This is a genomic window from Brachybacterium subflavum (assembly GCF_009299795.1).
Classification (GTDB): Bacteria; Actinomycetota; Actinomycetes; order Actinomycetales; family Dermabacteraceae; genus Brachybacterium; species Brachybacterium subflavum.
The window spans coordinates 1-23,972 of the sequence record NZ_VIGP01000011.1 but is presented as its reverse complement, the minus strand read 5'-3'; the positions used below and the strand labels follow the sequence as shown (position 1 = coordinate 23,972).

21 protein-coding genes and 2 pseudogenes are annotated in these 23,972 nt (G+C 72.0%); 15 read left to right on the top strand and 8 right to left on the bottom strand.

Annotated elements, in window-relative coordinates; translation table 11 throughout:
• Positions 1 to 201 precede the first annotated feature (201 nt).
• On the bottom strand, positions 202 to 1,164 hold the full coding sequence (locus FHG10_RS17625) for a sugar-binding transcriptional regulator (protein ID WP_152354674.1): 963 nt from the start codon (positions 1,162 to 1,164) through the stop codon (positions 202 to 204).
• A gap of 177 nt (positions 1,165 to 1,341) precedes the next feature.
• Between FHG10_RS17625 and FHG10_RS17620 the strand changes: the two genes are divergently transcribed.
• The 5 genes and pseudogenes from FHG10_RS17620 to FHG10_RS17595 all read left to right on the top strand — a co-directional run bounded on the left by FHG10_RS17620 (position 1,342) and on the right by FHG10_RS17595 (position 7,311).
• Positions 1,342 to 2,808, top strand: a complete 1,467-nt coding sequence (locus tag FHG10_RS17620; RefSeq protein ID WP_152354673.1) for an MFS transporter — start codon at positions 1,342 to 1,344, stop codon at positions 2,806 to 2,808.
• Positions 2,805 to 4,181: a four-carbon acid sugar kinase family protein gene (locus FHG10_RS17615; RefSeq protein WP_152354672.1), complete on the top strand. Its 1,377-nt coding sequence runs from the start codon at positions 2,805 to 2,807 to the stop codon at positions 4,179 to 4,181. Before FHG10_RS17620 ends, FHG10_RS17615 begins: the two co-directional genes overlap by 4 nt.
• Complete coding sequence (gene pdxA / locus FHG10_RS17610; RefSeq protein ID WP_152354671.1) at positions 4,178 to 5,272, top strand: 4-hydroxythreonine-4-phosphate dehydrogenase PdxA; 1,095 nt, start codon at positions 4,178 to 4,180, stop codon at positions 5,270 to 5,272. The genes FHG10_RS17615 and pdxA overlap by 4 nt, the downstream gene beginning before the upstream one ends.
• Positions 5,273 to 5,415: 143 nt before the next feature.
• A pseudogene (locus FHG10_RS17600) lies at positions 5,416 to 5,939 on the top strand (RpiB/LacA/LacB family sugar-phosphate isomerase).
• 313 nt (positions 5,940 to 6,252) lie between these two features.
• Complete coding sequence (locus tag FHG10_RS17595; protein WP_227488360.1) at positions 6,253 to 7,311, top strand: C-terminal binding protein; 1,059 nt, start codon at positions 6,253 to 6,255, stop codon at positions 7,309 to 7,311.
• 108 nt (positions 7,312 to 7,419) lie between these two features.
• On the opposite strand, the gene FHG10_RS17590 is transcribed toward FHG10_RS17595, so the two are convergent.
• Positions 7,420 to 8,208, bottom strand: a complete 789-nt coding sequence (locus FHG10_RS17590) for an SDR family NAD(P)-dependent oxidoreductase (RefSeq protein ID WP_152354669.1) — start codon at positions 8,206 to 8,208, stop codon at positions 7,420 to 7,422.
• A 58-nt stretch (positions 8,209 to 8,266) separates the two neighbouring features.
• Complete coding sequence (locus FHG10_RS17585) at positions 8,267 to 9,703, bottom strand: MFS transporter (RefSeq protein ID WP_152354668.1); 1,437 nt, start codon at positions 9,701 to 9,703, stop codon at positions 8,267 to 8,269.
• 286 nt (positions 9,704 to 9,989) lie between these two features.
• Between FHG10_RS17585 and FHG10_RS17580 the strand changes: the two genes are divergently transcribed.
• The gene (locus FHG10_RS17580; RefSeq protein WP_227488359.1) at positions 9,990 to 11,300 is read left to right on the top strand and encodes an MFS transporter; all 1,311 of its coding nucleotides are present in this window, start codon (positions 9,990 to 9,992) and stop codon (positions 11,298 to 11,300) included.
• A 122-nt stretch (positions 11,301 to 11,422) separates the two neighbouring features.
• On the opposite strand, the gene FHG10_RS17575 is transcribed toward FHG10_RS17580, so the two are convergent.
• On the bottom strand, positions 11,423 to 12,085 hold the full coding sequence (locus FHG10_RS17575; RefSeq protein ID WP_152354667.1) for an MFS transporter: 663 nt from the start codon (positions 12,083 to 12,085) through the stop codon (positions 11,423 to 11,425).
• 69 nt (positions 12,086 to 12,154) lie between these two features.
• Here FHG10_RS17575 and FHG10_RS17570 point away from each other — a divergent pair, with 69 nt between their 5' ends.
• The 4 genes from FHG10_RS17570 to FHG10_RS17550 all read left to right on the top strand — a co-directional run bounded on the left by FHG10_RS17570 (position 12,155) and on the right by FHG10_RS17550 (position 16,032).
• A complete protein-coding gene (locus FHG10_RS17570) occupies positions 12,155 to 12,886 on the top strand; it encodes a Pr6Pr family membrane protein (RefSeq protein ID WP_152354666.1) in 732 nt (243 codons plus the stop codon).
• A gap of 203 nt (positions 12,887 to 13,089) precedes the next feature.
• Positions 13,090 to 14,250, top strand: a complete 1,161-nt coding sequence (locus FHG10_RS17565; protein WP_152354665.1) for a glycerol dehydrogenase — start codon at positions 13,090 to 13,092, stop codon at positions 14,248 to 14,250.
• A gap of 208 nt (positions 14,251 to 14,458) precedes the next feature.
• Positions 14,459 to 15,088 (top strand): plasmid pRiA4b ORF-3 family protein, encoded by a 630-nt coding sequence (locus tag FHG10_RS17560; protein ID WP_152354664.1) that lies wholly within the window; start codon positions 14,459 to 14,461, stop codon positions 15,086 to 15,088.
• 89 nt (positions 15,089 to 15,177) lie between these two features.
• Positions 15,178 to 16,032, top strand: coding sequence for an SDR family oxidoreductase (locus FHG10_RS17550; RefSeq protein WP_152354662.1), 855 nt, complete (start codon positions 15,178 to 15,180; stop codon positions 16,030 to 16,032).
• Between the two features lie 129 nt (positions 16,033 to 16,161).
• On the opposite strand, the gene FHG10_RS17545 is transcribed toward FHG10_RS17550, so the two are convergent.
• Both FHG10_RS17545 and FHG10_RS17540 read right to left on the bottom strand, forming a co-directional pair.
• A complete protein-coding gene (locus tag FHG10_RS17545; protein WP_152354661.1) occupies positions 16,162 to 17,085 on the bottom strand; it encodes a VOC family protein in 924 nt (307 codons plus the stop codon).
• Between the two features lie 212 nt (positions 17,086 to 17,297).
• On the bottom strand, positions 17,298 to 17,879 hold the full coding sequence (locus FHG10_RS17540) for a nucleoside deaminase (protein WP_152354660.1): 582 nt from the start codon (positions 17,877 to 17,879) through the stop codon (positions 17,298 to 17,300).
• A gap of 316 nt (positions 17,880 to 18,195) precedes the next feature.
• Here FHG10_RS17540 and FHG10_RS17535 point away from each other — a divergent pair, with 316 nt between their 5' ends.
• Positions 18,196 to 18,876: a GntR family transcriptional regulator gene (locus tag FHG10_RS17535; RefSeq protein WP_152354659.1), complete on the top strand. Its 681-nt coding sequence runs from the start codon at positions 18,196 to 18,198 to the stop codon at positions 18,874 to 18,876.
• Between the two features lie 23 nt (positions 18,877 to 18,899).
• Here FHG10_RS17535 and FHG10_RS17530 read toward each other — a convergent pair whose 3' ends face one another.
• On the bottom strand, positions 18,900 to 20,294 hold the full coding sequence (locus FHG10_RS17530; protein WP_152354676.1) for an aminotransferase class I/II-fold pyridoxal phosphate-dependent enzyme: 1,395 nt from the start codon (positions 20,292 to 20,294) through the stop codon (positions 18,900 to 18,902).
• Between the two features lie 208 nt (positions 20,295 to 20,502).
• Here FHG10_RS17530 and pdxS point away from each other — a divergent pair, with 208 nt between their 5' ends.
• The 4 genes from pdxS to FHG10_RS17510 all read left to right on the top strand — a co-directional run bounded on the left by pdxS (position 20,503) and on the right by FHG10_RS17510 (position 23,772).
• The gene (gene pdxS, locus FHG10_RS17525; RefSeq protein WP_152354658.1) at positions 20,503 to 21,438 is read left to right on the top strand and encodes a pyridoxal 5'-phosphate synthase lyase subunit PdxS; all 936 of its coding nucleotides are present in this window, start codon (positions 20,503 to 20,505) and stop codon (positions 21,436 to 21,438) included.
• A gap of 50 nt (positions 21,439 to 21,488) precedes the next feature.
• Positions 21,489 to 22,133, top strand: a complete 645-nt coding sequence (pdxT, locus tag FHG10_RS17520) for a pyridoxal 5'-phosphate synthase glutaminase subunit PdxT (RefSeq protein ID WP_152354675.1) — start codon at positions 21,489 to 21,491, stop codon at positions 22,131 to 22,133.
• Positions 22,134 to 22,228: 95 nt separating this feature from the next.
• A complete protein-coding gene (locus FHG10_RS17515; protein WP_152354657.1) occupies positions 22,229 to 23,191 on the top strand; it encodes a TolB family protein in 963 nt (320 codons plus the stop codon).
• On the top strand, positions 23,188 to 23,772 hold the full coding sequence (locus tag FHG10_RS17510; RefSeq protein ID WP_152354656.1) for a DUF1990 family protein: 585 nt from the start codon (positions 23,188 to 23,190) through the stop codon (positions 23,770 to 23,772). Before FHG10_RS17515 ends, FHG10_RS17510 begins: the two co-directional genes overlap by 4 nt.
• A 104-nt stretch (positions 23,773 to 23,876) precedes the next feature.
• Here the strand turns inward: FHG10_RS17510 and FHG10_RS17505 are convergent.
• Positions 23,877 to 23,972 (bottom strand): annotated as a pseudogene (locus FHG10_RS17505) (Fe-Mn family superoxide dismutase); the annotation flags it as partial.

Below are 23,972 nucleotides of genomic sequence, written 5' to 3'. Positions count from 1 at the left end.
CGCCGGGCCCGCGCGGCCGCCGGGCCCGCGCGGCCACCGGCCCGCGCGGCCCCCGGGCCCGCGCGGCCACCGGCCCGCGCCCGTCGATCTGACGAAAGCGTTGGAATTCGCCCTCCATTCCAACGCTTTCGTCAGATCGACCACCGCCGGGAGCACAGGTCGAGTCGGCCGTCGGCCACTCGCCGCCCTCGCGCGCCCCGCTCACCCGTACTCCCCCGCCACCAGCTCCCGCGCGGTCGTCGAGTCCACGACCAGGTGCGTGACGAGTCCGGCCTTGAGCGCCGCGCGCAGGGCGTCGGTCTTGCCGGCCTCGGCGGCGACGAAGAGGCGCACGGGGATGCGGCGGACCTCGTCGAAGGGCATGCCTGTGGAGCGGTCGTTGACGGAGATGCCGTCGGTCGAGCCGTCGGCCCGGAAGAAGATCGAGGCGAGGTTCCCGACGGTCCTCTCGCGGGCGAGCTCCTCGACGTCCTCGCTGGTGAGGAAGCCGGATTCGTAGAGCCGGCTGGGGTGGTCGGTGTCGGGGACGCCCACGGAGGTCAGCAGGATCTGCGCACCCCCGCGCTTGGCGAGGGTGCGGCGGATGCTGCCCTCCTGCCACATGAGGCGCCGGGTCTGGGCGGAGTCGAAGATCGCGGGCACGGGGAACAGGTGGACGTCGGCCCCGAAGGCACCGCCGAAGCGGTCCAGGATCACGGTGCCGTAGTTCTTGCCGAGGCTCGCGACGTTGCCCGAGCCGTGCATCTGCACCACGTGCAGCCCGCGCACGCGGCGGTGGGTGAGCTGCGATGACACGGCCTCGATGGTGGAGCCCCAGGTGACGGCCAGGGTGGAGTCTGGCTGGACGAGGCCCAGCAGCAGTCCGGCGGCCTCGCGCCCCACGGCGAGGCGGCGGGCGGCGTCGCTCGCGTCGGCCGGGACGTCGGCGATGACGGCCTGGATGCCGAAGCGGTCCTCGAGGGCCTGGCGGCGGATCGCGGGCGAATCGGGGTCGCGGTGGATGAGGAACTCGACGACGCCCTCGGCGCGGGCCTGCGCGAGCATCCTCGAGACCGTCGACCGCGAGACGCCGAGCTCCCTACCCACGGCCTCGACCTTCAGATCGCGGCCCCAGTAGAGCTCCGCGGCATCGGCCAGACGGTCGCGCTGGGACGGACTGAGCATGGTCGGCTCCTCGGGACGGCGTCGATGACGTGGGCGCTGGGAAAAGTCCCGCGGTACACGCCCATCACCCCAGCGTGACACATTTTCCCGATATCGGCCCTCTCATTGCTTCGATCCACCCCTTCAATGCGACGATTGCTCACGCTTCACCTGCCCGGACCCACGAAGGAGTGAGCGATGTCCGCACCGCGCAGCCGCCTCGGCACCCCCACCAAGTACCGCTGGCTCGTCCTCGGCGCGATCTTCCTGACCTACGTGGTCGCGATGGCGGACCGCTCGAACGTCGGCACCGTGCTGCCGTACATGCAGCAGGAGTTCCACGTCTCGAACACCGCGCTGGGCGCGATCTCGAGCTTCTTCTTCCTGGGCTACGCGATCTCCCAGATCCCCGCCGGCATCCTCATCGGCCGCATGGGCACGCGCACGATCGTCTCGATCGCGGTGCTGCTGTTCTCGGTGATCACCTTCCTCATGGGCTTCACGACCACCGCGGTCATGCTCATCGTGCTGCGCCTGCTGCTGGGCGTGCTCGAGGGGCCGACGCCGGTGGGCATGACCTCGACGATCAACCGCTGGTTCCCCACCAAGGAGAAGGGCCTGGCCACCGGCGTCTACATCGCCTCCACCCAGGTCGCGCCGCTGGTGGTGCCCGTGATCGCGGTGTTCATCGCGGAGGCCGCCGGTTGGCGGGCCGTCTTCCACTGGTTCGCGATCCCCGGCGCGATCATGGCGATCGTCTTCTTCCTCGTGGTCCGCTCCAAGCCCAGCGACGCGAAGCTCGTGAACCAGGCCGAGGCCGACTACATCAGCGACGTCGCCGGCGCCGTCCCGGTCGTGGCCCGCGAGTTCGGCGACATGGGGATCATCGACCGCATCATCCGCCTCAAGGACTCCGCTCCCCTGGGCGATGCCCGCTCCGTGCTGAAGTCCTGGAACGTCTGGGGCATCACGCTCGCCTACTTCTTCATGAACAACGTCCTCTACGGCATGATCACGTGGGTGCCCACCTACCTGCGCGATGCGCGCGGCTTCGACGCCGTGGGCATGGGCTTCGTCGCCTCGACCCCGTTCATCGGGGGCATCATCGGCGCGATCGCGGGCGGCGCCGTCTCCGACCGCCTGTTCCGCGGCCGCCGCAAGCCCACCGCCCTCATCACGGCGCTCATGACCGCGATCATGATGGCGCTCGTCATCGTTATCCCGCAGAACACGCCGCTGCTGGTCACGGCACTGATCCTCACCGGGTTCTTCCTCAACATCGGCTGGTCCTCGTTCACCTCGTACGCGATGAACCTGACCACCGGGCGCACCTACCCGTTCACGATCGCCGTCATCAACTCCGGCGGGAACCTGGGCGGCTTCTTCGCCCCCATCATCGTGGGCGCCCTCCTCGACGCGACCGGCAGCTACTCGATCGCCTTCAGCTACTTCGTGGGCGTGCTCGTGGTCGGCTTCGTGCTGCTGCTGAGCATCACCGAGATCCGCCCCCGCAAGGAGCAGGGCGCGATCACCGCGAGCGGCGACGCGTCGGGATCGGCCGACGGCGCCTCCGGCTCGACCGGCCCCGAGTCGACCGTCGGCGGCTCCGGCTCGGCGGGCCCCTCGTCCCGCGCCTCCGACGATCCCCATGAGGTGATCGCGTGAGCCGGATCGGGATCGTCGCCGACGACCTGACGGGCGGGACCACCGTGGGCGCGCTGATCGCCCGCGAGGGGTCCCGCCCCACGGTGCTGTTCCGCCACCACGGGATCGCGGAGGCGGTGACCGGTGACGAGGACGCGATCATCGTCTCCACCGACTCCCGCGCGATGGAGCCCGAGGTCGCCTTCGGCCGGGTCCGCCACGCGGCCGAGCAGCTGCTCGCCCTCGGCGCGCAGCAGCTGTCCAAGCGGATCGACACGACCCTGCGCGGCGGCGTCGGCCCCGAGGTCGAGGGCATGATGTCGGCCCTCGAGGAGGCGGGCGAGGACCCCACCGCGATCATCGTCCCGGCGATGCCGCAGTCCCGCCGGATCGTCGTCGGCGGCTACTCGCTCATCGACTCGGTGCCTCTGGCCCAGACCGACGTCGCCCGCGACGTGCGCACCCCTGTCACCGAGTCCCACCTGCCCACGCTGCTGGGCCGGCAGTTCTCCCGCGAGGTCGCGCACGTGGGTCTGGCCGACGTCCTGGCCGGCCAGGCCGCCCTGCGGGCGCGGTTCGCGCGCCTGCACGAGAGCGGCGTGCGCGCGATCGTGCTGGACGCGGCCACGATCGAGCACGTCGACGAGATCGCCCGCGCGGTCGTCGCCGTCGGCGGCTGCGTGGTCGCCGTGGATCCCGGACCCTTCAGCGTGCGCCTGGCCGCGCACCGAGGACTGCTCGCGAGCGCCGAGGGCATCGAGCGTTCGCTGCGCACCGACGCGTCGGCCGAGTCCGAGCACGGCACCATCGCCGTGGTCGCCGGGAGCGCGTCGGCCCGCACGCACGAGCAGATGACCCGGCTCGCGGCCGAGCCCGGCACGCACGTGCTCACGGCCGACGTGCTGCGCCTGATCGGCGACGAGACCTCCTTCGAGGTCGAGGCCGCGCGGGTGCGCGGAAAGCTGCGCGCCGTGCTCGACGGGCCCGAGACCGTGCGCGTCGCCCTGCTCGCCCTGGACACCGTGATCAGCGGCGGGCGCACACCGAAGGCAGATCTCGAGGCCGCCAGCGGGCTCACCGGGCCCCGCATCTCCTCCCTGCTCACGCACCGGTTCGGGCGGCTGGCCCGCCTGGTGCTCGACGAGATCGGGCGCGAGCGCCTCGCCGGCGCCTATCTCACCGGCGGCGACGTCATGGTCGCCACCTGCCAGGCCCTCGAGGCCGACGGCCTCGCCATGGTCGACTACGTGATCCCCCAGGTCGACCAGGCCGGGATCGTGGGCGGCCCGTACGCACATCTTCCGGTGGTCTGCAAGGGCGGACTGACCGGCACCGAGGTCACCGCCCTCCAGTCGGTGAACCGCCTGTTCGACGAAAGGACCCTCTCCTCATGACCACTTCGGCCACCACCGCGCAGCCCGCGGACGCCTCCGCCGCCTCCGCGACCGCCGCCTCCGCGCCCCGCAAGCCCACGATGGCCATCACCCTGGGCGACCCCGCCGGCATCGGCCCCGAGATCGTCCTGAAGACCATGCAGTCGCCCGAGATCTTTGAGATCTGCGACCCGTTCGTCATCGGCCACCGCGACAGCCTCGAGCTGGCCGCGAAGATCCAGGGCGTCGACGCGCAGTTCCACATGATCTCCGACCCCTCGGAGGCGCGCTTCGAGCTGGGCACGATCGACCTGCTGCAGACCGACGTCGAGAACGACGCCGAGATCGAGTTCGGGAAGGTCCAGAAGGCCGCGGCCCTGCGCGCCTACTCCTACCTCGAGAAGTCCATCGAGCTGGGCCTGGCCGGGAGGATCGACGCGGTCTCCACCGCCCCGATCAACAAGGCCGCCCTGCAGGAGGCCGAGGTCCCGCACATCGGCCACACCGAGATCTACCAGGCGCTCACCGACTCGAAGTACGCGCTGACCATGTTCAACTGCCACAAGCTGCGCGTGTTCTTCCTGACCCGCCACGTCTCCCTGCGCCAGGCCTGCGACCAGATCACGCGCGAGCGCGTGCTGCAGTACCTCCAGGACATCGACGGCGAGCTGCGTGCCCTGGGCATGGAGAACCCCTCGATCGGTGTCGCCGCGCTGAACCCGCACGTGGGCGAGGGCGGCATGTTCGGCACCGAGGAGATCGAGCACATCGGGCCCGGCGTGGAGGACGCCCAGGCCCAGGGCATCAACGCCGTGGGTCCGCAGTCGGCCGATGCGATCTTCGCCTTCAACCTCGACGGCCACCACGACGCGATCCTGTCGATGTACCACGACCAGGGCCACATCGCCTGCAAGACCTACGACTTCCAGAACGCCGTGACCATCACCCTGGGCCTGCCCTTCATGCGCAGCTCCGTGGACCACGGCACCGCCTTCGACATCGCCGGCAAGGGCATCGCCCAGGGCGAGTCGATGATCGAGGCCACCCGCGTCGCCGCCGTCTACGCCCAGATGCAGCTCGACCACCGCCAGGAGCAGGGCGCCGCGGCCTGAGTCGGGCCGGGGCGGGGCCGGGGCCGGGGCCGGGGTCCGACCACCCGTGTCACCAGCACGCACCACCAGCGCACATCGCGCACCACGCACCAGCACTACGCACCACGCACCACGCACCACGCACCACCACGAGGAGCAGCACCATGGCACTGAGGATCGTCGTCGGCGGGGACAACGCCGGATACGGGTACAAGGAGGAGCTGAAGGCTCTTCTCGAGGCCGACGAGCGGGTCGCGTCCGTGACCGACGTGGGCGTCACCGGCCGTGAGGACGGCACCTACTACCCCAATNCGTGACCGACGTGGGCGTCACCGGCCGTGAGGACGGCACCTACTACCCCAATGTCGCGGTCGACGCGGCGGAGAAGGTCGCGGCCGGCGAGGCCGACCGTGCGCTGCTGATCTGCGGCACCGGCCTCGGGGTCGCGATCGCAGCGAACAAGGTCAAGGGCATCCGCGCGGTGACCGCGCACGACCTCTACTCGGTGCAGCGCTCGATCCTGTCGAACAACGCGCAGGTCCTCTGCATGGGCGAGCGCGTGATCGGCCTGGAGTCCGCGAAGGCCCTGGTCGACGTGTGGCTGGACCTCGAGTTCGACCCGAACTCGTCGTCCGCCGCGAAGGTCGACGCGATCTGCGCCTACGACGGGTCGCTCGAGGAGAACTGACGGCCGGGCCCGCGATGCGCGTCGGCCCGCGACGACCGCGGGCCCCGCGATGGCAGCGGGTCCGCGCGCCGACCGCGGGCCCCGCGATCACAGCGGGTCCGCGAATGGTCAGGTTCCGTGCCAGGAACGCGATGTTCAGGCACGGAACCTGACCATTCGTGCACATGGACCGATCCGCCCGCATGCCGCCGCGGAGCGGGGTGCCGGCAATCCGTGCCGGTGAGCGAACGCGCGATGCGCGTGGATCGCGCCCGCCCATAGTCTCGGAGCAGCCCGCCCCGCACCCATGACCGCCCGCTCGAGGAGGAGCATCGTGGCCGCATCTGCCTCTGAACCCGCGCCCACAGCCGCACCCACACCCGCGCCCGCGCCCACACCCGCTCCCGCGCCCGCACCCACGCCCGCACCCCGCATCACCATCGTCGACTGCGATCACGAGGCCTTCGCCGAGGAGCAGCGGGCGGCCGATGCCGCCGGCATCGAGCTCGTGAAGGCCCAGGCCACCATCGAGGACGAGGTCATCGCCGCCGCCCAGGGTGCCGACGCGATCCTCGTGCAGTACGCGCCCATCACAGCTCGCGTGCTCGACGCGCTGCCGGGTCTGAGGGCCGTCGGCCGCTACGGCGTGGGTGTGGACACCGTGGACCTCGAGGCGGCGACCGCCCGCGGCGTGCCCGTGTGCAACGTCCCCGACTACTCGATCGAGGACGTCTCGGACCATGCGATCGCCCTGGCCATGACCCTGGTGCGCGGGACCGCGCAGCTCGACCGGCAGGTGCGCGCGGGCCGCTACGGACTCGAGACGATCAAGCCCCTGCACCGCGTGTGCGAGCAGACCTTCGGCGTCGTGGGCCTGGGCCGCATCGGCCGGGCGACCGCGACCAAGGCACGGGCCCTCGGCTTCGCCGTCGTCGGCTCGGATCCGATGCTCGAGGTCGGAAGCACCTCGGCCGACGGGACGCCGGTGCTCGCCTTCGAGGACCTCCTCGAGCGGGCCGACGTCCTCTCCCTGCACGTCCCGCTGACCGACGCGACCCACCATCTGATCGGCGCCGACGCCCTCGAGCGCATGAAGTCCGGCGCGATGCTCGTGAACACCTGCCGCGGCGGCGTCGTGGACACCGAGGCGCTGCTCGCCGCGCTGCCCACGGGCCGGCCGCGCTCCGCGGCGCTCGACGTGTTCGAGACCGAGCCGATCCCCGCCGGCTCACCGCTGCTGGAGGAGGAGAACCTCGTGCTCACGCCGCACGCCTCCTGGTACAGCGAGGAGTCGGAGGCCGAGCTGAAGTCCCGCATCGCCGCGGCCATGGTCGCGGCCGTCCGCGGCGAGCGCCCGCCCCATGTGGTGAACCCCGAGGTCTACGCGGACTGACGGCGGGGCCCGGCAGCGCCGCCGGGCAGATCCGCGCCCGCGCGCCCTGCCCGTCGGCCGATCCGAACCGGCCGGACCGCCGCCCGCACCGCCCGTCGGCCCGCGCCCTCACGCGATGTGGGAGCCCCCGTTGATGTCGAGGGTGACGCCGGTGAGGTAGCCGCCGTCGCGTCCCAGCAGGTAGGCGATGCCGCCGGCGACATCTTCGACGGTCCCCACGCGCCCCACGGGCAGCTCCTGGAGCAGGAACGTCTTGCGTTCGTCGCTCAGGCGCCCGCCCATGATGTCGGTGTCGATGGATCCGGGGGCCACGCAGTTCGCGGTGATCCCGTACTCGCCGAGCTCGCGCGCCCAGGTGCGGGCCATGCCCAGCAGCGCTGCCTTCGATCCGGAGTAGGCGGCGCGTCCGTAGACGCCGCCGCCGCGCTCGGCCGAGGCGCTCGAGACGTTCACGATCCGCCCCAGGCTGTGGCGGCGCAGCACCTTCACCGCCTCGCGAGTGACGAAGTAGGTGCCGTGCACGTTGACGTCGAACACGCGCTTCCACTCCTGCGTGCCGACCTCGGTGAACGGGGTCGGCGAGGAGATGCCGGCGTTGTTGACGACGCCCACGAGCTGCGGCAGCTCCGCGTCGATGCGGGCCACGGCGTCGATGACGGCCTGCTCGTCGGCGATGTCGACGCCGAGCCCGAGCGCGGGCATGCCGGTGTCCTCGGCGATCTGGGCGGCGACGGCCTCGCTCGCGGCGCCGTCGAGGTCGAGCACGGCCACGGCCCAGCCGTCGCGGGCGAGGCGGTGCGCGGTCGCGCGGCCGATGCCTCGCTCGGAGGCGGCGCCGGTGACGATCGCCGTCGGCCGCTCGGGGAAGTCTGAGGCGGGGTACGCGGGGACGGGCATGATGTCCTCTCGTCGTGAGCGTGGTCGTGGTCGTCGTCGTGGTCGTGGTCGTCTGCGCCTATGCCTCGGGCTCGCCCTTCAGCGCCGCCTCCTGCAGGTGCGCCGTCTCGGACTCCACGTAGCCGTAGACCTCGGGGAGGATGAACTTCGCGGAGAGGAAGCCGATCAGCGAGAGCACGGAGACGGCGAGGGTCGCGCCGACGGGCCCCCAGGCGTCCGTCATGACCGGGAAGACGAACGCGCCGAAGAACGACGCGGCCTTCACGAACACGTAGCCGAAGCCGGAGGCCGTGCCCTTGAAGCGGGGCGGGGCGACCATCGACACGATCGTCATGCCGTTCGAGGCATCCCAGTAGTGGCCCCACATGAGCACGAGCGCGGCGATCACGATCAGCGGTTTGATGTCGGCCCCGAGGGCGAAGGCGCCCGCGACCAGGCCGATGAACGCCATCCCGTAACCGGCCATGGCGAGACCGCGGTGGCCGAGCTTCGGCAGCACGATCGGGGCGGTGAAGCCGGAGACCGTCGCCACGCAGTAGATGAGCGCGGTGATGAGGTTGGTGCCGATGTAGCTCTCGGTGCCGTCGCCGCTGGTGCTCACGCCCACGCCCGCGACCACGAGGATCACCGGCAGATAGAAGCCGAAGGCCGTGAACTCGGCGCCCTGCATGGCGTTGGAGATCCAGCCGAAGATCGTGGCGCGCTTCTTGGTCGGGTCGGCCCACATGACCTTGAGGAAGTCGCTGACCTTCACGCGGGGCAGCTCGACGTCCTCGTCGGGCAGCATCTCCAACGGGTCGCCGAACAGCTTCTCGGAGGACTCCTTGGCCTGGCGGAAGCGTCCGCGCTGGACGAGGGAGAGCGGGGTCTCCGGCAGGTTCACGCGGGAGATCAGCAGGATGATCGCGGGGATCGCGCCGAGGGCGAGGCCCACGCGCCAGAGGATCTCGTGGGGCATGCCGCTCGCGTACATGATCGTCACGATGACGATCGCGGCGACCTCGCCCAGGCCGAACATGAACTGCCAGCGGCTGCCCATCTGCTCGCGCTTGCCCTTGGGCATCGACTCCATGATGTAGGCGTAGCCGTTGGAGATGTCGCTGCCCAGCGGGATGCCGATAAGGAAGCGGATGATGATGAGGTCCCAGATGTTCTGGGAGAAGCCCTGGGCGACGGCCAGCACGATGAACAGGGCCATCGTCAGCAGGAAGACCTTCTTGCGGCCCAGGCGGTCGGCCACGTAGCCGCCGATCAGCGCACCCACGAGCGCGCCGCCCTGGACGGCCGACGTCGCGAGCCCCAGCTGGATCGCCGAGGGGTCGTACTCGTTCTTGATGAAGATCAGCAGGAACGAGATCGCGTACAGGTCCCAGGCCTCGATGAGGATCGTCGAGATCATCATCCATCCGCCGCGGGTCGAGGACCCGGTGCCCGGTTTGTTCTGCAGCCTGATGGTGGCCATGTCCGAGAGCTCTCGCAAGCGCGAAGCGTCCATCTCTGCCCCTCTTCCACGTCGTCGTGCAGGATCGGGTCGTCCCGTGTCGGTATCAGCAGGCCCACCTAAGACCCGCAGGTCATGACGCGTCAAGTGGGCGCGCGGGAACTGGGACGGGGGCGCCGCACGGGGGTGTCCGGGGCGCGCGGGTCGGCCCCGCCCGCGGGCGTGCGGGAAGCGGGAGGCGGGCGACGGGATCTCGGGCCGATGGCGCGCACGCCGTGCCGCCGGGGACCGGGGTCACCCTGTGATCCGCGCGTGACCAGCACGCTCGGTCCGGTCTAGGGTGATCGGCGGTCGGCCGACGGACGACCCTCGGAAGGACTCGATCCAGGAGCTGATCCGCACGACCACCACCGCGCCCCGACGCTTCGCGGCCCTGCGCGACGGCACCTCGCGCCCGTACCTGTTCGCCGCGGGCCTGTCGATGATGGGCGACAACATCGAGCACGTCATCACGTACTGGGTGCTGTGGAAGGAGTTCCACTCCCCCGGTCTCGTGGGCTTCGAGGTGATCAGCCACTGGCTGCCGTTCCTGCTGCTCTCGGTGTGGTTCGGCGGGCTCGCCGAGCGCTTCGACTGCCGGCGCATCATCCAGATCGCCCAGGGCCTGTTCGCCTTCGTGTCCCTGGCCTGGGGCGTCCTCTTCCTCACCGGCGCGCTCGAGATGTGGCACGCCTGCGTGCTGCTGGTCCTGCACAGCTGCGCGGGCGCGCTGTGGGCGCCCGCCGAGCAGCTGCTCCTGCACGACTTCGCCGAGCCCGAGGACCTGCCCGGGGCCGTGCGCCTGAACGCGACGTTCCGCAGCCTGGGCGTGCTCGCCGGGCCGGTGGTCGGCTCGGTGCTGATGCTCGTGCTCGGGCCGACGTGGGGGATCTTCGCGAACGTCCTGTTCTACCTGCCGATGACCCTGCTGATGCTGCGCACGCCGTTCACGGGGCACACGCGCAGCGGCTTCGTACGGCGCGAGCGCCTGAGCATCCTGGACTCGTTCTCCGTGCTGCGCACGGTGCGCGGGGACGTGGTGCTGATCGCGATGATCGTGCTCGCGGGCCTGGTCGCGGTGTGCGTCGGCTCCTCTCTGCAGGTCTCGATGCCCTCCTTCGCCGACGCCCTGGGGGCGGGCTCGGCGGGGCTCGGCTACGGGGTGCTGCTGTTCGCCAACGGCGCGGGCGGCGTGCTCGGCGGGTTCCTGCTCGAGGCCACGGGCATCGTGCGGCCCGACACCCGCGCGGCCGTCGTCGCGACCCTCCTGTTCGGGCTGACCACGGTCGTGGTCGCGACCACCTCGCACTACGCGATCGCCGTGATCGCCCTGGTGATCGGCGGCGTCGCCAACATGGCGGCGATGACGATCGGCCAGGCCGTGGTGCAGCTGCGCGCCCCGGTCGAGCAGCGCGGGCGGGTCGTGGGGGTCTACAACATGATCGGCAGCGGCCTGCGCACCGGCAACGGGATCACGCTGGCCCTGCTGGGCGCCGCCGTGGGCGTGACCGGCGCGGTACTCGTGGGCGGGGCCGCGCTCGCGATCGGCTCCGTGCTCATCGCGGTGCTGGTGGGGATCGGCTTTTCCCGCACCCGGCGCACGCGGGGCTGAGGGGCCCGACGGGGCCGGGGCTGAGGTCCGTCGGGCCTGAGGCGCCCGCCGGACGCCGGCCGCCGAGCCGCCGATGACCAGGTTCTATGACGTTCCGTGCACGAAAACGTCATAAATCCTGGTCATCGTCCGTCGGCCCCCTCACCGACCACCGCGCCCGCGGACTCCGCGGTCTCCCCCTCGCGGAACAGGGCCGCGAAGAACACGGCGACGGCCACGGCGAGCGCGGCCGGGATCAGCCAGACGGCCTTCCAGGCGTGGGCCCCGTCGGCCCCCGCGAAGGCGTCGACGATCGGGCCGGAGATCAGCGAGCCGATGAGCAGGCCCACCCCGTAGGTCGCGAGCGAGATGAGGCCCTGGGCGGCGCTGCGCACGTGGGACGGGGCGAAGCGGTCGGTGTAGATCTGCCCGGCGACGAAGAAGAAGTCGTAGCAGACGCCGTGCAGCAGGAGCCCCAGGACCACGAGCCACAACAGGCCACCGGCGTCGCCGAAGGCGAACATCGCGTAGCGCAGCGCCCAGGCGACCATGCCGATCAGCAGCGTCCACTTGATGCCGAGCTTCTTGAGCATCAGCGGCATGATCAGCAGGAACACGGCCTCGGAGACCTGGCCGAGGGACTGCACGGCGGCCGCCCCGCTGACCCCGATCTCGTTGAGGTAGAGGTTCGTGAACGTGTAGTAGAAGGCGAGGGGGATGCAGATGAGCACCGAGGCCAGGAAGAACACGAGGTAGGAGCGGCTCTTGAGCAGGGCGAGGGCGTCCAGGCCCAGGATGTCGCGCACGCTCGCCCTGACCTGAACCTACCGGGTCGCCGCGGGCATCGCGAGCGCTTTCCGGGGCAGAATGCGATCATGCCCAGCGCCGCGTCCTCTCCCCCGCCGACCCTGCCCGCATCCTCCGCCTCCCCGGCCGGTCCGAGCGTCGAGGCCCGGGGCGGGGACGTGCTCGGCGCCGCCCCGCGGATCCTCTGGGGGATCGTCGCGGTGTGCGCCGTGTTCGGGATGTGCGGCTCGTTCGTGCAGACCGTGGGCACCGCGCTCTCGACGGCCGACGGTCCCGGGCTCGCCACGAACGTCGTCCGCTATCTCTCCTACTTCACGATCCTCACGAACCTGTTCGTCGCCCTCGTCGCGGTGTCCCTCACGGTCGGCCGACGCCCCGGCGCGCTCCTGCGCGTGCTCACCCTGAACGGCGTCACCGGCATCGTGATCACGGGGGTCGTGAACTGGTTCCTGCTGCGGCCGGGCTGCGTGATCGCGCCCGGGGTGCCGACGCTCCTGGACTCCGTGCAGCACATCGTCGTGCCCGTGATCGCACCGATCGTGTGGCTGGTGATCGGCCCGCGCGGCTTCGTGCACGCCCGCACGCTGCTCGCGAGCCTGATCTTCCCGCTCGCGTATCTGGCCTGGACGCTCGTACACGGCGCCGCGACCGGCTGGTACCCGTACCCCTTCATCGACATCCCGACCGTGGGCTACGCGAGCGCCCTCACCGTGGGCGGGCTGATCCTGGTGATCATGTGCGTGCTCGCGGTGCTCTGCTGGGCGTGGGACCGGTGGCGGGTGCGGCGCGCCCGCGCCTGAGCCGCAGCGCTCCGCCGACGTCCGCGCCCCACCGTCGGCCGGGCCCCACCGTCGGCCGGGCCCCGCACCGGCGATCCAGGCGGCGGCGTCTTCTCGGCCGACGAGAACCCCCGTTGCCCGCCCCGCCGTCCCGAGCGAAGACTCGCGGGTGCAAGGGGCCCGGAGCGTCGGGCCCGCCCGTCGGCCCGAAGGAGCGCCGCGCCATGACCTCGACCACCTCCCCCTCCCTCACCGTGCTCGCCAGCCCCAACCGCTACGTCCAGGGCAAGGGCGCGCTCGACGAGCTCGGCACCCACCTCGCCGCCCTCGGCCGCAATCCGCTGATCGTCGCCGACGACACCGTGTGGGGCCTGTTCTCCCAGCAGGTCACCGATGCCCTCGCCGCGGCCGATCTGCCCGCCACGCGCGTGGGCTTCGAGCGGTTCGCGACCCCGGAGGCCGTGGACTCGCTGGTCGACGTGATCTCCGCGGGCGGGCACGACGTCATCGTGGGCCTCGGCGGCGGCTCGACGATCGACGCCGCCAAGGCCTCCGGCCACCTCGCGAGGATCCGCTGGGCGAGCGTGCCCACGGCGGCCTCCTCCGACGCGCCGACGTCCTCGCTCGCCGTCATCTACACGACCGACGGCGAGTTCGTCGAGTACCGCTTCTTCCCGCGCAACCCGGACCTGGTGCTCATCGACACCGAGGTCGTCGCGCACGCCCCCGCGCGCTTCCTCGCCGCCGGCATCGGGGACGCCCTGGCCACATGGCTCGAGGCCCGTGCGACGCGCCGCGGCACGGCCGACGCGATGGCCGGAGGCCGCCCCACCCGCGCCGGCACCGCGCTCGCGCAGCTGAGCTGGGACATCCTGTGGGAGAACGCCCTTCCGGCGCTCGACGCGGTCCGCGCGCAGGTCGTCACCCCCGCCCTGGAGGCGGTGGTCGAGGCGAACACGCTGCTCTCGGGCCTGGGTTTCGAGTCCGGCGGCCTCGCCGCGGCGCACGCCATCCACAACGGCCTCACCGCCGCCCCGCAGACCCACGGCCTCACCCACGGTCAGAAGGTCAACATCGGCTCGCTCGCCCAGCTGATCCTCGAGGGCGCCCCGACGGCGGAGATCGAGGACTTCATCGTCTTCACCACGCAGGTCGGACTGCCCAACACGCTCACCGAGATCGGGCTGAGCCCCGAGGACCGCGACGAGATCGAGGCCGTCGCCGAGGCCGCGACCGTCGAGGGCGAGACCATCCATGCGATGCCCTTCCCGGTGACGCCGGACCAGGTCGTGGACGCACTCGTCGCGATCGAGGGCATCAGCCGACGGGTCCGCTCCGACCGCGGCCTGCCCGGGCCCGAGCTCTTTACCGCCGGAGGCCACTGAGCATAGATGGGCGCCGCGGCGCGGGCGAACCCTCCGCGCCGGCCTGAGCCGCACCCGCTTCCCCACCCCGTCGGCCCGTCGCTCCTCCGAGCCGCGGGCCGACGACGTGCCGCGGAGCCGCTGAAGCTGTTGCCCGGCCCCGAGGGCCCCGAGGAGACGCCCTGCCCGGGCCGAGGAGGCACCCTGCCGCGGCGCCTACCCTGGCACCATGACGCTCCTCGATCTCCGCGTGACCCTCGTCGACTGCGAGCCCGCCGTCTGGCGCGAGGTGCGCGTGCCCTCCGACGTGCTGCTCACCGATCTGCACCACGTGCTGCAGATCGCGATGGGCTGGGAGGACATGCACCTGCACGGCTTCGGCCGCGGCGAGAGCTACTGGACGGCCAGCACGCGCTGGCTCATCGAGCCCGAGTTCGAGGAGGCCGAGGAGCGCGGCGCCACCCTCGAGGAGGCGCTCGGCGAGGGCACAGTCCTCACGTATCTCTACGACATGGGCGACGACTGGGAGCATCGCGTCGCCGTCGCCCGCACTGCCGAGGGCTCCGCGGAGCACGCCGAGCTGCTGGGCGGCGAGGGCGCTTGCCCGCCCGAGGACTCCGGCGGGATCTATGGATTCGCCGAGCTGGTCGCAGCCCTGCGCAGCGTGCAGGCCGGAGACGAGCCCGACGGCTGGGACGCCGATCGCCTGCACCACCTCGTGGGCGACGGCGACGCGCAGGACCTGGCCACGAAGCTCCTGGACTTCGACGACGTGGCGGTCCGCGCGGAGCTCGAGGGCGTGCCGATCACGCAGCTCGGCTCCCTCCGCGGCCAGGACGAGGACCCCCGCTTCCCCTGAGGCCTCCGGTGATGGCCGCAAGCGCTGGGGCAGCCGATGATCGCCACCCTGACCGTCCGCGCTCCCCGCGTCGGCGTAGCCTCGCGGGCATGACCGACCAGACCTCCGCTCCCGCCCCTGCCCCTACCCCGGCCTCTGACCCTGACCCTGCCCCCACCTCGGCCTCTTCCGGACCGTCCCCCGCCCGGATCGCCCTCATCACGGGCGCCAACAAGGGCATCGGCTTCGAGACCGCCCGTCAGCTGGGGCGACTGGGCTTCACCGTGCTGCTGGGCGCGCGCGATGAGGAGCGCGGCCGCAGCGCCGAGGAGTCGCTGCGCGGCGAGGGCATCGACGCCCGCGCCGTCCGCCTCGACGTCACCGACGAGAACTCCGTGCGCGCGGCCGAGCAGTGGGTCTCCGCCCGCTTCGATCATCTGGATGCCCTGGTCAACAATGCGGGCGTCCCCAGCGTGGGCGGGCAACGGGCGGCGCCGAGCGTTACCTCGATCCAGGACATGCGCTCGGTCTATGAGATCAACGTGTTCGGGGTGGTGCGCGTGACCAATGCGTTCCTGCCGCTGCTGCGCAGGGCGCCCGCGGCCCGCATCGTGAATGTGTCCAGCGAGATCGGCTCGATGGACGCGACCGTGAACCCGGGTTCACCGGTGAGCGGCACGCCCGCCTCGATCCAGTACCCGAGCTCGAAGGCTGCGGTGAACATGATGACCGTCCAGTACGCCAAGGAGCTGCGGGACACCCCGATCAAGGTCAACGCCGCGAACCCGGGCTTCACGGACACCGACTTCACCCAGCATCGCGGGATCCGGCCCGTCGAGCAGGGCGCGGAGCCCAGCGTCCACCTCGCGACCCTCCCCGAGGACGGCCCGAGCGGCGTGCTCTGGGGGCATGTGTGGACCACCGAGGGCGACGGCGACGGCGGCTACGGGATCCTTCCCTGGTGACACGCGTCTGAGCGGGCCGACGCCGACGGGGCGCCAGCGGGCGACGCTCCGCCACCGGGCGACGGACCACCGGAGGCCGACGGGCCCGAGGACGGCGCCCGTCGGTCCTCCGCTCACGAGTGGAGCAGCTCAGCGGCGGAGGAGCTCCTCGGCGCTGGTTCCGGGCACGGCGAGGCTGACCTGCGTGCCCCACGGGTCGTGGACGACGACGCGGTGGGACTCGTCGGCGTACTGGATGCCCGCGCGGCGCAGGCGCGCCACGAGCGCGTCGAGATCCTCGCGGCCGGGAACGGTGATCGCGACGTCGCCGAGCCCCAGGGTCGCGGCGCGCGGTCCCGCGCCGGCGCTGTTCCACACGTTCATCGCCACGTGGTGGTGGTAGCCGCCGGCGGAGGCGAAGAGGGCGCCGGGGTGGTTGCCGACGGTGGTCTCGAAGCCGAGGGCGTCGATGTAGAAGCGCCGAGCGGTGGGCACATCCCCGACCTGCAGGTGCACGTGCCCGACCTTGCCCGCCCGCGAGGGGCCGGCGGCGACGACGTCCTGGTCCAGGTGCGCGGTGAGGTAGGCGTTGGGCTCCAGGTACAGCGAGTCCATCTGCACCTCGCCGCCCAGCCACGTCCACTGGTCGCGCGGACGGTCGATGTAGAGCTCGATCCCGTTGCCCTCGGGATCGGTGAAGTAGAAGGCCTCGGAGACCAGGTGGTCGGCCGAGCCCACGTACTGGCTGCGCGGATCGGAGGCGGCCCGGGCGACGGTCGCCGCGAGGGACGCCTGGTCCTCGAAGAGGAACGCGGTGTGGAACAGGCCCGCGGCGCGCGGGTCGACGGCGGGCAGGCCGGGCGTGCCGATGAGGCGGATCATCGGCACCTGGCCGCGGCCGAGCACCCGGTGCACCTCGGTGCCGCGGGGGCGCTCCTCCATCGGCTCGAGCGCGAGCGCGTTCGAGTAGTAGGAGGCCATGTTCTCGAGATCGCCCACGCGCAGCGTGACGGCGTCCATCCCGGTCTCAGGGTTCAGATGCAGCTCGTCGGTCACGGACGCGGTCGCGGCCATGGGGCTCTCCTTCGTCGTCGGCTTCGGCCTCGCGGCCGCCCTCCCGAGGGTCGACGTTTGTTGTTGAATATTCATCTATAGTGTGCCCGCCTCCTCCCCCCGCTGGCAAGGACGCGTGCGTCACAGCGCGACGAAGCGTTCGGAGCAGGCGAGCCACGAGGCGGGAGACCAGCGTCAGAGTCGACGGCGTCAGCTGCGCTGACGCATCCTTCTCACTCCCCGCGAGGGTTGTAGACGAGGGAGTCCGAGGCGCCGAAGTCGCGCAGGACCTGAAGCGCCTGCGCATGGCGTACGCCTGTGGTCACGTCGATGCCGCGAGCGGAGAGCTGCTCCATCCAGTCGGCGACCATCGGGCCCTCGTCGAATCCCGTCGCCTCCTCGACCTCGGGACCGTCGGCTCCGATCACCAGTGAGCGCACGCCGCTCCACAGCACGGCGCCGAAGCACTGCACGCAGGGGCGGGCATTGACGACGAGTTGGCGACGCGCGCCGCCCGCACCGAGGTCCCAGCCGCCCCTCCGCTGCTGGGCGAGGGAGAGCGCGGTGACCTCGGCGTGCAGAGCGCTGAGCCCGGTGCGGGGCACGAGGTTCACGCCCATGGACAGCACGGTCCCGTCCTCCTCGACCACGAGTGCGGCGAACGGGCCTCCGTCGCCCGAGCGCCAGGTGAGATCGGCCAGCTCATCGGCCACGTCCATCCGCTCCTCGAGCGTGGGGAGCACGGCCGGCAGCTCCTCGAGACGGTCGACGAGCCATCCCGGAAGTTCCACATGCAGCGTCGTGACCAGGCCCATCGCGTGCTCCTCTCGAGGCGGAGGAGTTCGCCCACCGGACTCCCGCCTGCTGTGACGTGGGCTCATCGTACGAGGCCGGGGCGTGCGTCGAGCGGGTTCGGATCGGGTGCTGCACGAGATCCATCCACTGCTCATCCGAGGGCTCATGTTCTATGTATCCTGTCGTTCCGTCCTGCGCGCATTCGTATCTTGATGTATCGCCTGCAATTCTTCTGGCGTGTTTGCACATACTTGGGATACAATCCTTGCATCCGTGCGTCACGACTGAATCCCATCCGCACATACCCCCTCCCAACGACCCCCGAGAGGCACCGACATGGCCGCCAGGAACGACCGCGAGAGCGTGTTCACGACGCTGCGCAGCGAGATCCTCGAGGGTGACCTCGCCCCCGGCACACCCCTGCGTGAAACGGCTCTGGCCAGCCGTTTCGAGGTCTCGCGCACACCTGTGCGCGACGCTCTGTCGCGGCTCGAGCAGGCGGGGCTGGCCGTGCGCGCGGCGCGCGGGCTGGCCGTGCGCGGGGTGGACCCCCAGGTGCTCCTGCAAGCGCACGACGCGCGCATCCCGCTCGAGGAGCAGGTCGCAGGGGACGCCGCCGTGCACCGCACGGTGCAGGACGTGCTGCGACTCGAGGCGCTCCTGGACCGCGACCGCGCACTCGAGGACTACGACCCCGCCGAGCTCGCCCGCCGCGACCTCGCCGCCCATCGGGCGCTGTGGACCGCCGCGCAGAACCCGGTGCTCAGCGAGCTCCTGGAGGTCCTGGCGGTCCACCTGGCACCCGGAGCGAGCGCGCTGCTCGAGGTGCAGGGACGCTGGGAGGACTCCCTGGCCTCCCGCACCGAGATGCTGCGGGCCATCAGTGACCGGGATGCGGCGGCAGCGCGCGCGATCGCCCGCTCACGCCACGAGGCCGATCGCGAGGCCCGTCTGCAACTGCTGCGCGAGGCCACGATCGCCGAGGCCGCACGGACCGAGGACGAGCCCCGCACCTGACCCCTCGCGAACGAAAGGCCAGGTCAGGCCCGCTCGCGCACCTCGTCCACGGAGGCGCTCAGGTCCCCGGCGAACGCCTGCGCCTCCTCGTCGTCGAGGTCGTGCACGGTGATGCGCAGGTGCTGGTCGGCCGGCGCTCCGGCGCGCGGGGCCGTCGGCCCGTCGTCGGCCCCGAGGTCGAACTCGGCGCCGGTGCGCACGAGCCATCCGCGGCGCATCAGGCGCTCGGAGACCGCTCGGGCATCGACCCCGCACCCCACCCAGAGGCTCATCCCGTCCTGCTCCGCGACCTCGAGGTCGCGAGCTCGCAGCATCCCGCGCATCCGGGCACTGCGCTCGGCGTAGTGGGCGGCGGCGCGGTCGATGAGGGCGCGGGAGTCCTCGTCGGAGAGGAGGGCGTGCGCGATGCGCTGCAGGAGGTGGCTGACCCAGGTGGTGCCGGGGCTCAGGCGCAGGGCGAGGCGGGAGGCGGTGCGCTCGTCGGAGGCGACCAGCGCGAGGCACAGATCGGGTCCCAGGAACTTCGAGACCGAACGGACCAGGGCCCAGCGCTCGTGCCCGGGACCGACGATCGAGCGGAACGGGCCGCGGGCGAGCATCGAGTAGTAGTCGTCCTCGATGACCAGCACGAACGGGTGGTCGGCCAGCACCGTGCGCAGCTGCTCGGCGCGGCGCGCGCTGAGCGAGGCCCCGGTGGGGTTCTGGGCGCGCGGGGTGCAGACGATCGCACGGACACCCGCCTCGAGCGCGGCAGTCAGGCCGTCGACGGTCATGCCCTCGTCGTCGACGGGGATGCCCACGGGCCGGTAGCCGCCCAGGCGCACGGTCTGGATGCTCGCGAGGAAGCAGGGGTCCTCGAGGCCCACGGCGTCGTCGCGCTCGAGGACCTGGGCGAGGAGACGCTCGATCGCATCGACGGCGCCGCCGGTGACGGTGATGTGCCGGGTCGAGGGGACGTCCGGTTCCATCCACTGGCGCGCCCATGTCTCGAGACCGGCGTCGACCACGGGTTCGCCGTACAGCACCGGCCCTCCGGTGACGGCGCGCAGCGCCCGGGAGGGATCGGGGATGAAGCGCGGGGCGGGGTTGCCGCTCGCCACGTCGCGCAGCGGGCCCGCCGGTGCGGCGCCCTCCTGGGGGATGTGGGCGCGCCCCGCGATGCGGGTGCCGGCGCGGCCCTGGGCGACCACGATGCCCGCGCGGGAGAGCCGACGATAGGCGGCGACGGCGGTGTTGCGGTTGACCCCCACCTGCTCGGCCAGGGTGCGGACGGGCGGGAGCGGGTCGCCGGCGCCCAGCACGCCGCGCTCGACGAGTCCGCGCACGCTGTCCGCGATCTCGAGGGCGGTGGATCCGGTGATGCCGGCGGTCGATGCAGCGGTCGATGCGGCGAGGGCGGCGCTGTCCTGCGCGTTCACCGTCTGCTGCTCGCCGTCGTCCACGCTCGGCAGTCTAGGGGAGGACCGTCGGCCGAACGACCCTCGAGGCACGGCCCGGGCCGTGCTACGTTTTGGCCTAGGTCATAGTTCTGGCGGCCCGCGCACCGTCACGCGCCGCCGGGAACCGCCACCGCACACCCCCGCTTCACCCATCCACGCTCGCACCCGTGCACCCCGAGGAGACGCCATGAGCGCACCCGCATCCACCACGACTGCCACCAGCGATGACGCCGCGCAGGGGCCCGCCGCGGGCACCGTCCGCGTCAAGCGCGGACTCGCCGAGATGCTCAAGGGCGGCGTGATCATGGACGTCGTCGACGCCGAGCAGGCCCGCATCGCGCAGGACGCCGGCGCCGTCGCGGTGATGGCGCTCGAGCGCGTACCCGCGGACATCCGCGCGCAGGGAGGCGTCGCCCGCATGAGCGACCCGCAGCTCATCGAGCAGATCCAGCAGGCCGTGACGATCCCCGTGGTGGCGAAGGCCCGGATCGGCCACTTCGTCGAGGCGCAGATCCTGCAGGAGCTGGGCGTGGACTACGTGGACGAGTCCGAGGTCCTCTCCCCCGCCGACCACGCCCACCACATCGAGAAGCACTCCTTCACCGTGCCGTTCGTGTGCGGGGCGACGAACCTCGGCGAGGCCCTGCGGCGCATCGCCGAGGGCGCCGCGATGATCCGCTCCAAGGGCGAGGCCGGCACCGGCGACGTCTCCGAGGCCACCCGCCACATCCGCACCATCCGCGCCGAGATCCGCCGCATCGCCTCCCTGCCCGAGGAGGAGCTCTACGTCGCCGCGAAGGAGCTGCAGGCCCCGTACCCGCTGGTCGCGGAGGTCGCGGCGACCGGGACGCTGCCCGTCGTCCTCTTCACCGCCGGCGGGATCGCCACGCCGGCCGACGCCGCGATGATGATGCAGCTCGGGGCCGACGGCGTCTTCGTCGGCTCCGGCATCTTCACCTCCGGCGACCCCGCGAAGCGCGCCGCCGCGATCGTGCAGGCGACCACCTTCCACGACGACCCCGCGGTGGTCGCGGACGTCTCGCGCGGGCTCGGCAAGGCGATGGTGGGCATCAGCGTCGCCGACCTCCCCGCGCCGCACCGTCTGGCCGAGCGCGGCTGGTGAGCTCCGAGGCGGCGGACAGGGCGGCCGACGGGGCGCCTGGGAAGATCCGACTGCCCGACGTGCGCGTCGGGGTCCTCGCCCTGCAGGGCGACGTGCGCGAGCACGAGGCCATGCTGCGGGGACTCGGCGCCCACGTGGTGCGCGTGCGCCGGCCGACGGATCTCGAGCGCTTGGACGCGCTCGTGCTGCCGGGCGGCGAGTCCAGCGTCATCGACCGCCTCTCCCGCCTCACGGGCCTGCGCGACCCGTTGCGGGAGCGCGTGCGCGACAGCCTCCCGGTGCTCGGCACCTGCGCGGGGCTCATCCTGCTGGCCGATCGGATCCTCGATGCCGCGCCGGGCCAGGAGACGCTCGGCGGCCTCGACGTGCTGGTGCGCCGCAACGCCTTCGGCACCCAGACCGACTCCTTCGAGACCGCCCTGGTCACGCCCGCGATCGATGGGCCGCCCGTGCGCAGCGCCTTCATCCGCGCACCGCTCGTCGAGGAGTTCGGCGAAAGAGTCGAGGTGCTCGCGTCCCTGCCCGACGGCCGCGTGGTCGGGGTGCGCCAGGGCGACCGCATCGGCCTGGCCTTCCACCCGGAGGTCACCGGCGAGGACCGCTTCCATCGCCTGCTGGTCGAGGCGGCGCGGCGGGGGAACGACGACGGTGCGATGGGGCGGACGGCCCGGGACATGCCGTCCGCGCGCGGATAGCCTGAGCACCACGGTCCTGTTCCCGCCGTCGCCGCCCCATCGGGTGCCGCGAGGTACGAGGAGGCCGTCGCCCGCCGTCGCGAAGGAGCCCGAAGATGAGCACGCCACCCACCTCGTCGACCGTGCCGTCGCCCGCCCCGTCGAACGTCCCGTGGCGCACGCTCGCCGCGGGTCAGGTCTCCCGGATCCGCGTGTGGGAGCGTGGCAGCGGCGAGATCCGGACGGTCCACGTCTCTGCCGAGCGCCTCTTCGAGGCCCCGAACTGGCGGGCCGACGGGCAGCTGCTCGTGAACGCCGAGGGCGCGCTGTGGACCCTCCCGTCCGGCGGCTCGCAGGACCCTCAGCGGGTCGACGCGCCGGGCCTGCCGCCCGTGAACAACGACCACGTGCTCGCCCCGGACGGCACCGGAGTCTTCGCCTCCGCGAGCGACCACCACATCTGGCACGTCCCCTTCGACGGCTCCCCGATCCGCCGCGTCACCAGCGAGGACGGCGTCTGGCACTTCCTGCACGGCGTGAGCCCCGACGGGGCTCTGCTCGGCTACGTCCGCATCGAGCTCAGCGGCGAGGACGCCTGGTCCCGGGCCCTGATCCACACCGTGCGCACCGACGGCTCGGACGACCGCCGAGTCACCACCGACCCCGGTCCCGCCGACGGCTGCGAATGGACGCCCGACGGCTCCTGGATCCTGCTGAACACCGAGCAGTTCTCGACGACGCCGGGCCATGCCCAGCTCGCCCGGGTGCGGCCCGACGGCACCGGCATCGAGCAGCTGACCTTCGACGAGCGCGTGAACTGGTTCCCGCACATCGCCCCCACCGGCGACGTCGCCGTCTACCTGAGCTTCCCGCCCGGCACGACCGGGCACCCCGCGGATCGTCCCGTCGAGCTGCGCTTGGTCGGCGTCGACGACTGGACGAGGCCGACCACGCTCGTCGCCCTCGACGGCGGCCAGGGCACGATCAACGTCCCCAGCTGGGCGCCGGACGGTTCGGCCTTCGCGTTCATCGACTACCCGTTCCCGGACGCGCCGTCCCCGGACGACCCCGCTGCATGAGCCGGCGCGCCCGCACACGCGGAGTGGTCCCGCTGGCGCCCCGCCGGGCGTCGCGGCTGCGGGATGCCGAGGTCACGGCGCCGTGGGATGCCGCATCACCGGGCGTCGTCCCACCGGGCTTCCGCGGCATCGAGCGCTCTGCGCCGCTGGTCCGGCGCGACCTGGATGGGGCCGCCGAGGACCTGCTCGGGTGGCGGATGCACACGCGCGCAGGCCTGGAGGTCGCCGTGGATCCCGACCATGATCGGGAGGACACCGTGCACCCCGGCGAAGTCATCGAGCTGCACCTCGGCGTCGGACGGCTCGACCTCGGACCGCTCGGCGTCCGTGCACCGTGCCGCGTCCTCGAGGTCTTCGAGGAGCCCGACCGCCGCGGCCTCACCTACGGCACGCTCCCCGGGCATCCGGAGTCGGGGATCGAGCGCTTCGAGGTCCTCCGAGTGGCCGACGGCGCGCTGCGGCTGAGGATCTCCGGATACTCGCGGCCCGGCTCTCCTCTGGTCAGGGCCGGAGCCCCGCTCGCGCGGATCGTCCAGGAGCGCGTCACGCGCCGGTATCTGCGGGCTCTGGACGAGGAATGACGAGACGGCCGGCCCCTCGCACCGAGGGCCGGCCGTCGGCCGATCGCACGCGGACCCGCAGCAGCGCTGCGCAGGGGTCAGCGGATCAGGTGGGTCGTGGCACCTCAGGCGCTGGGGTTGACCAGGCCCTTCGTGCTGCGCGCGTTCTCGAACCGCGCCTGGACATCCGCCCAGTTCACGATGTTCCAGATCGCCTTCAC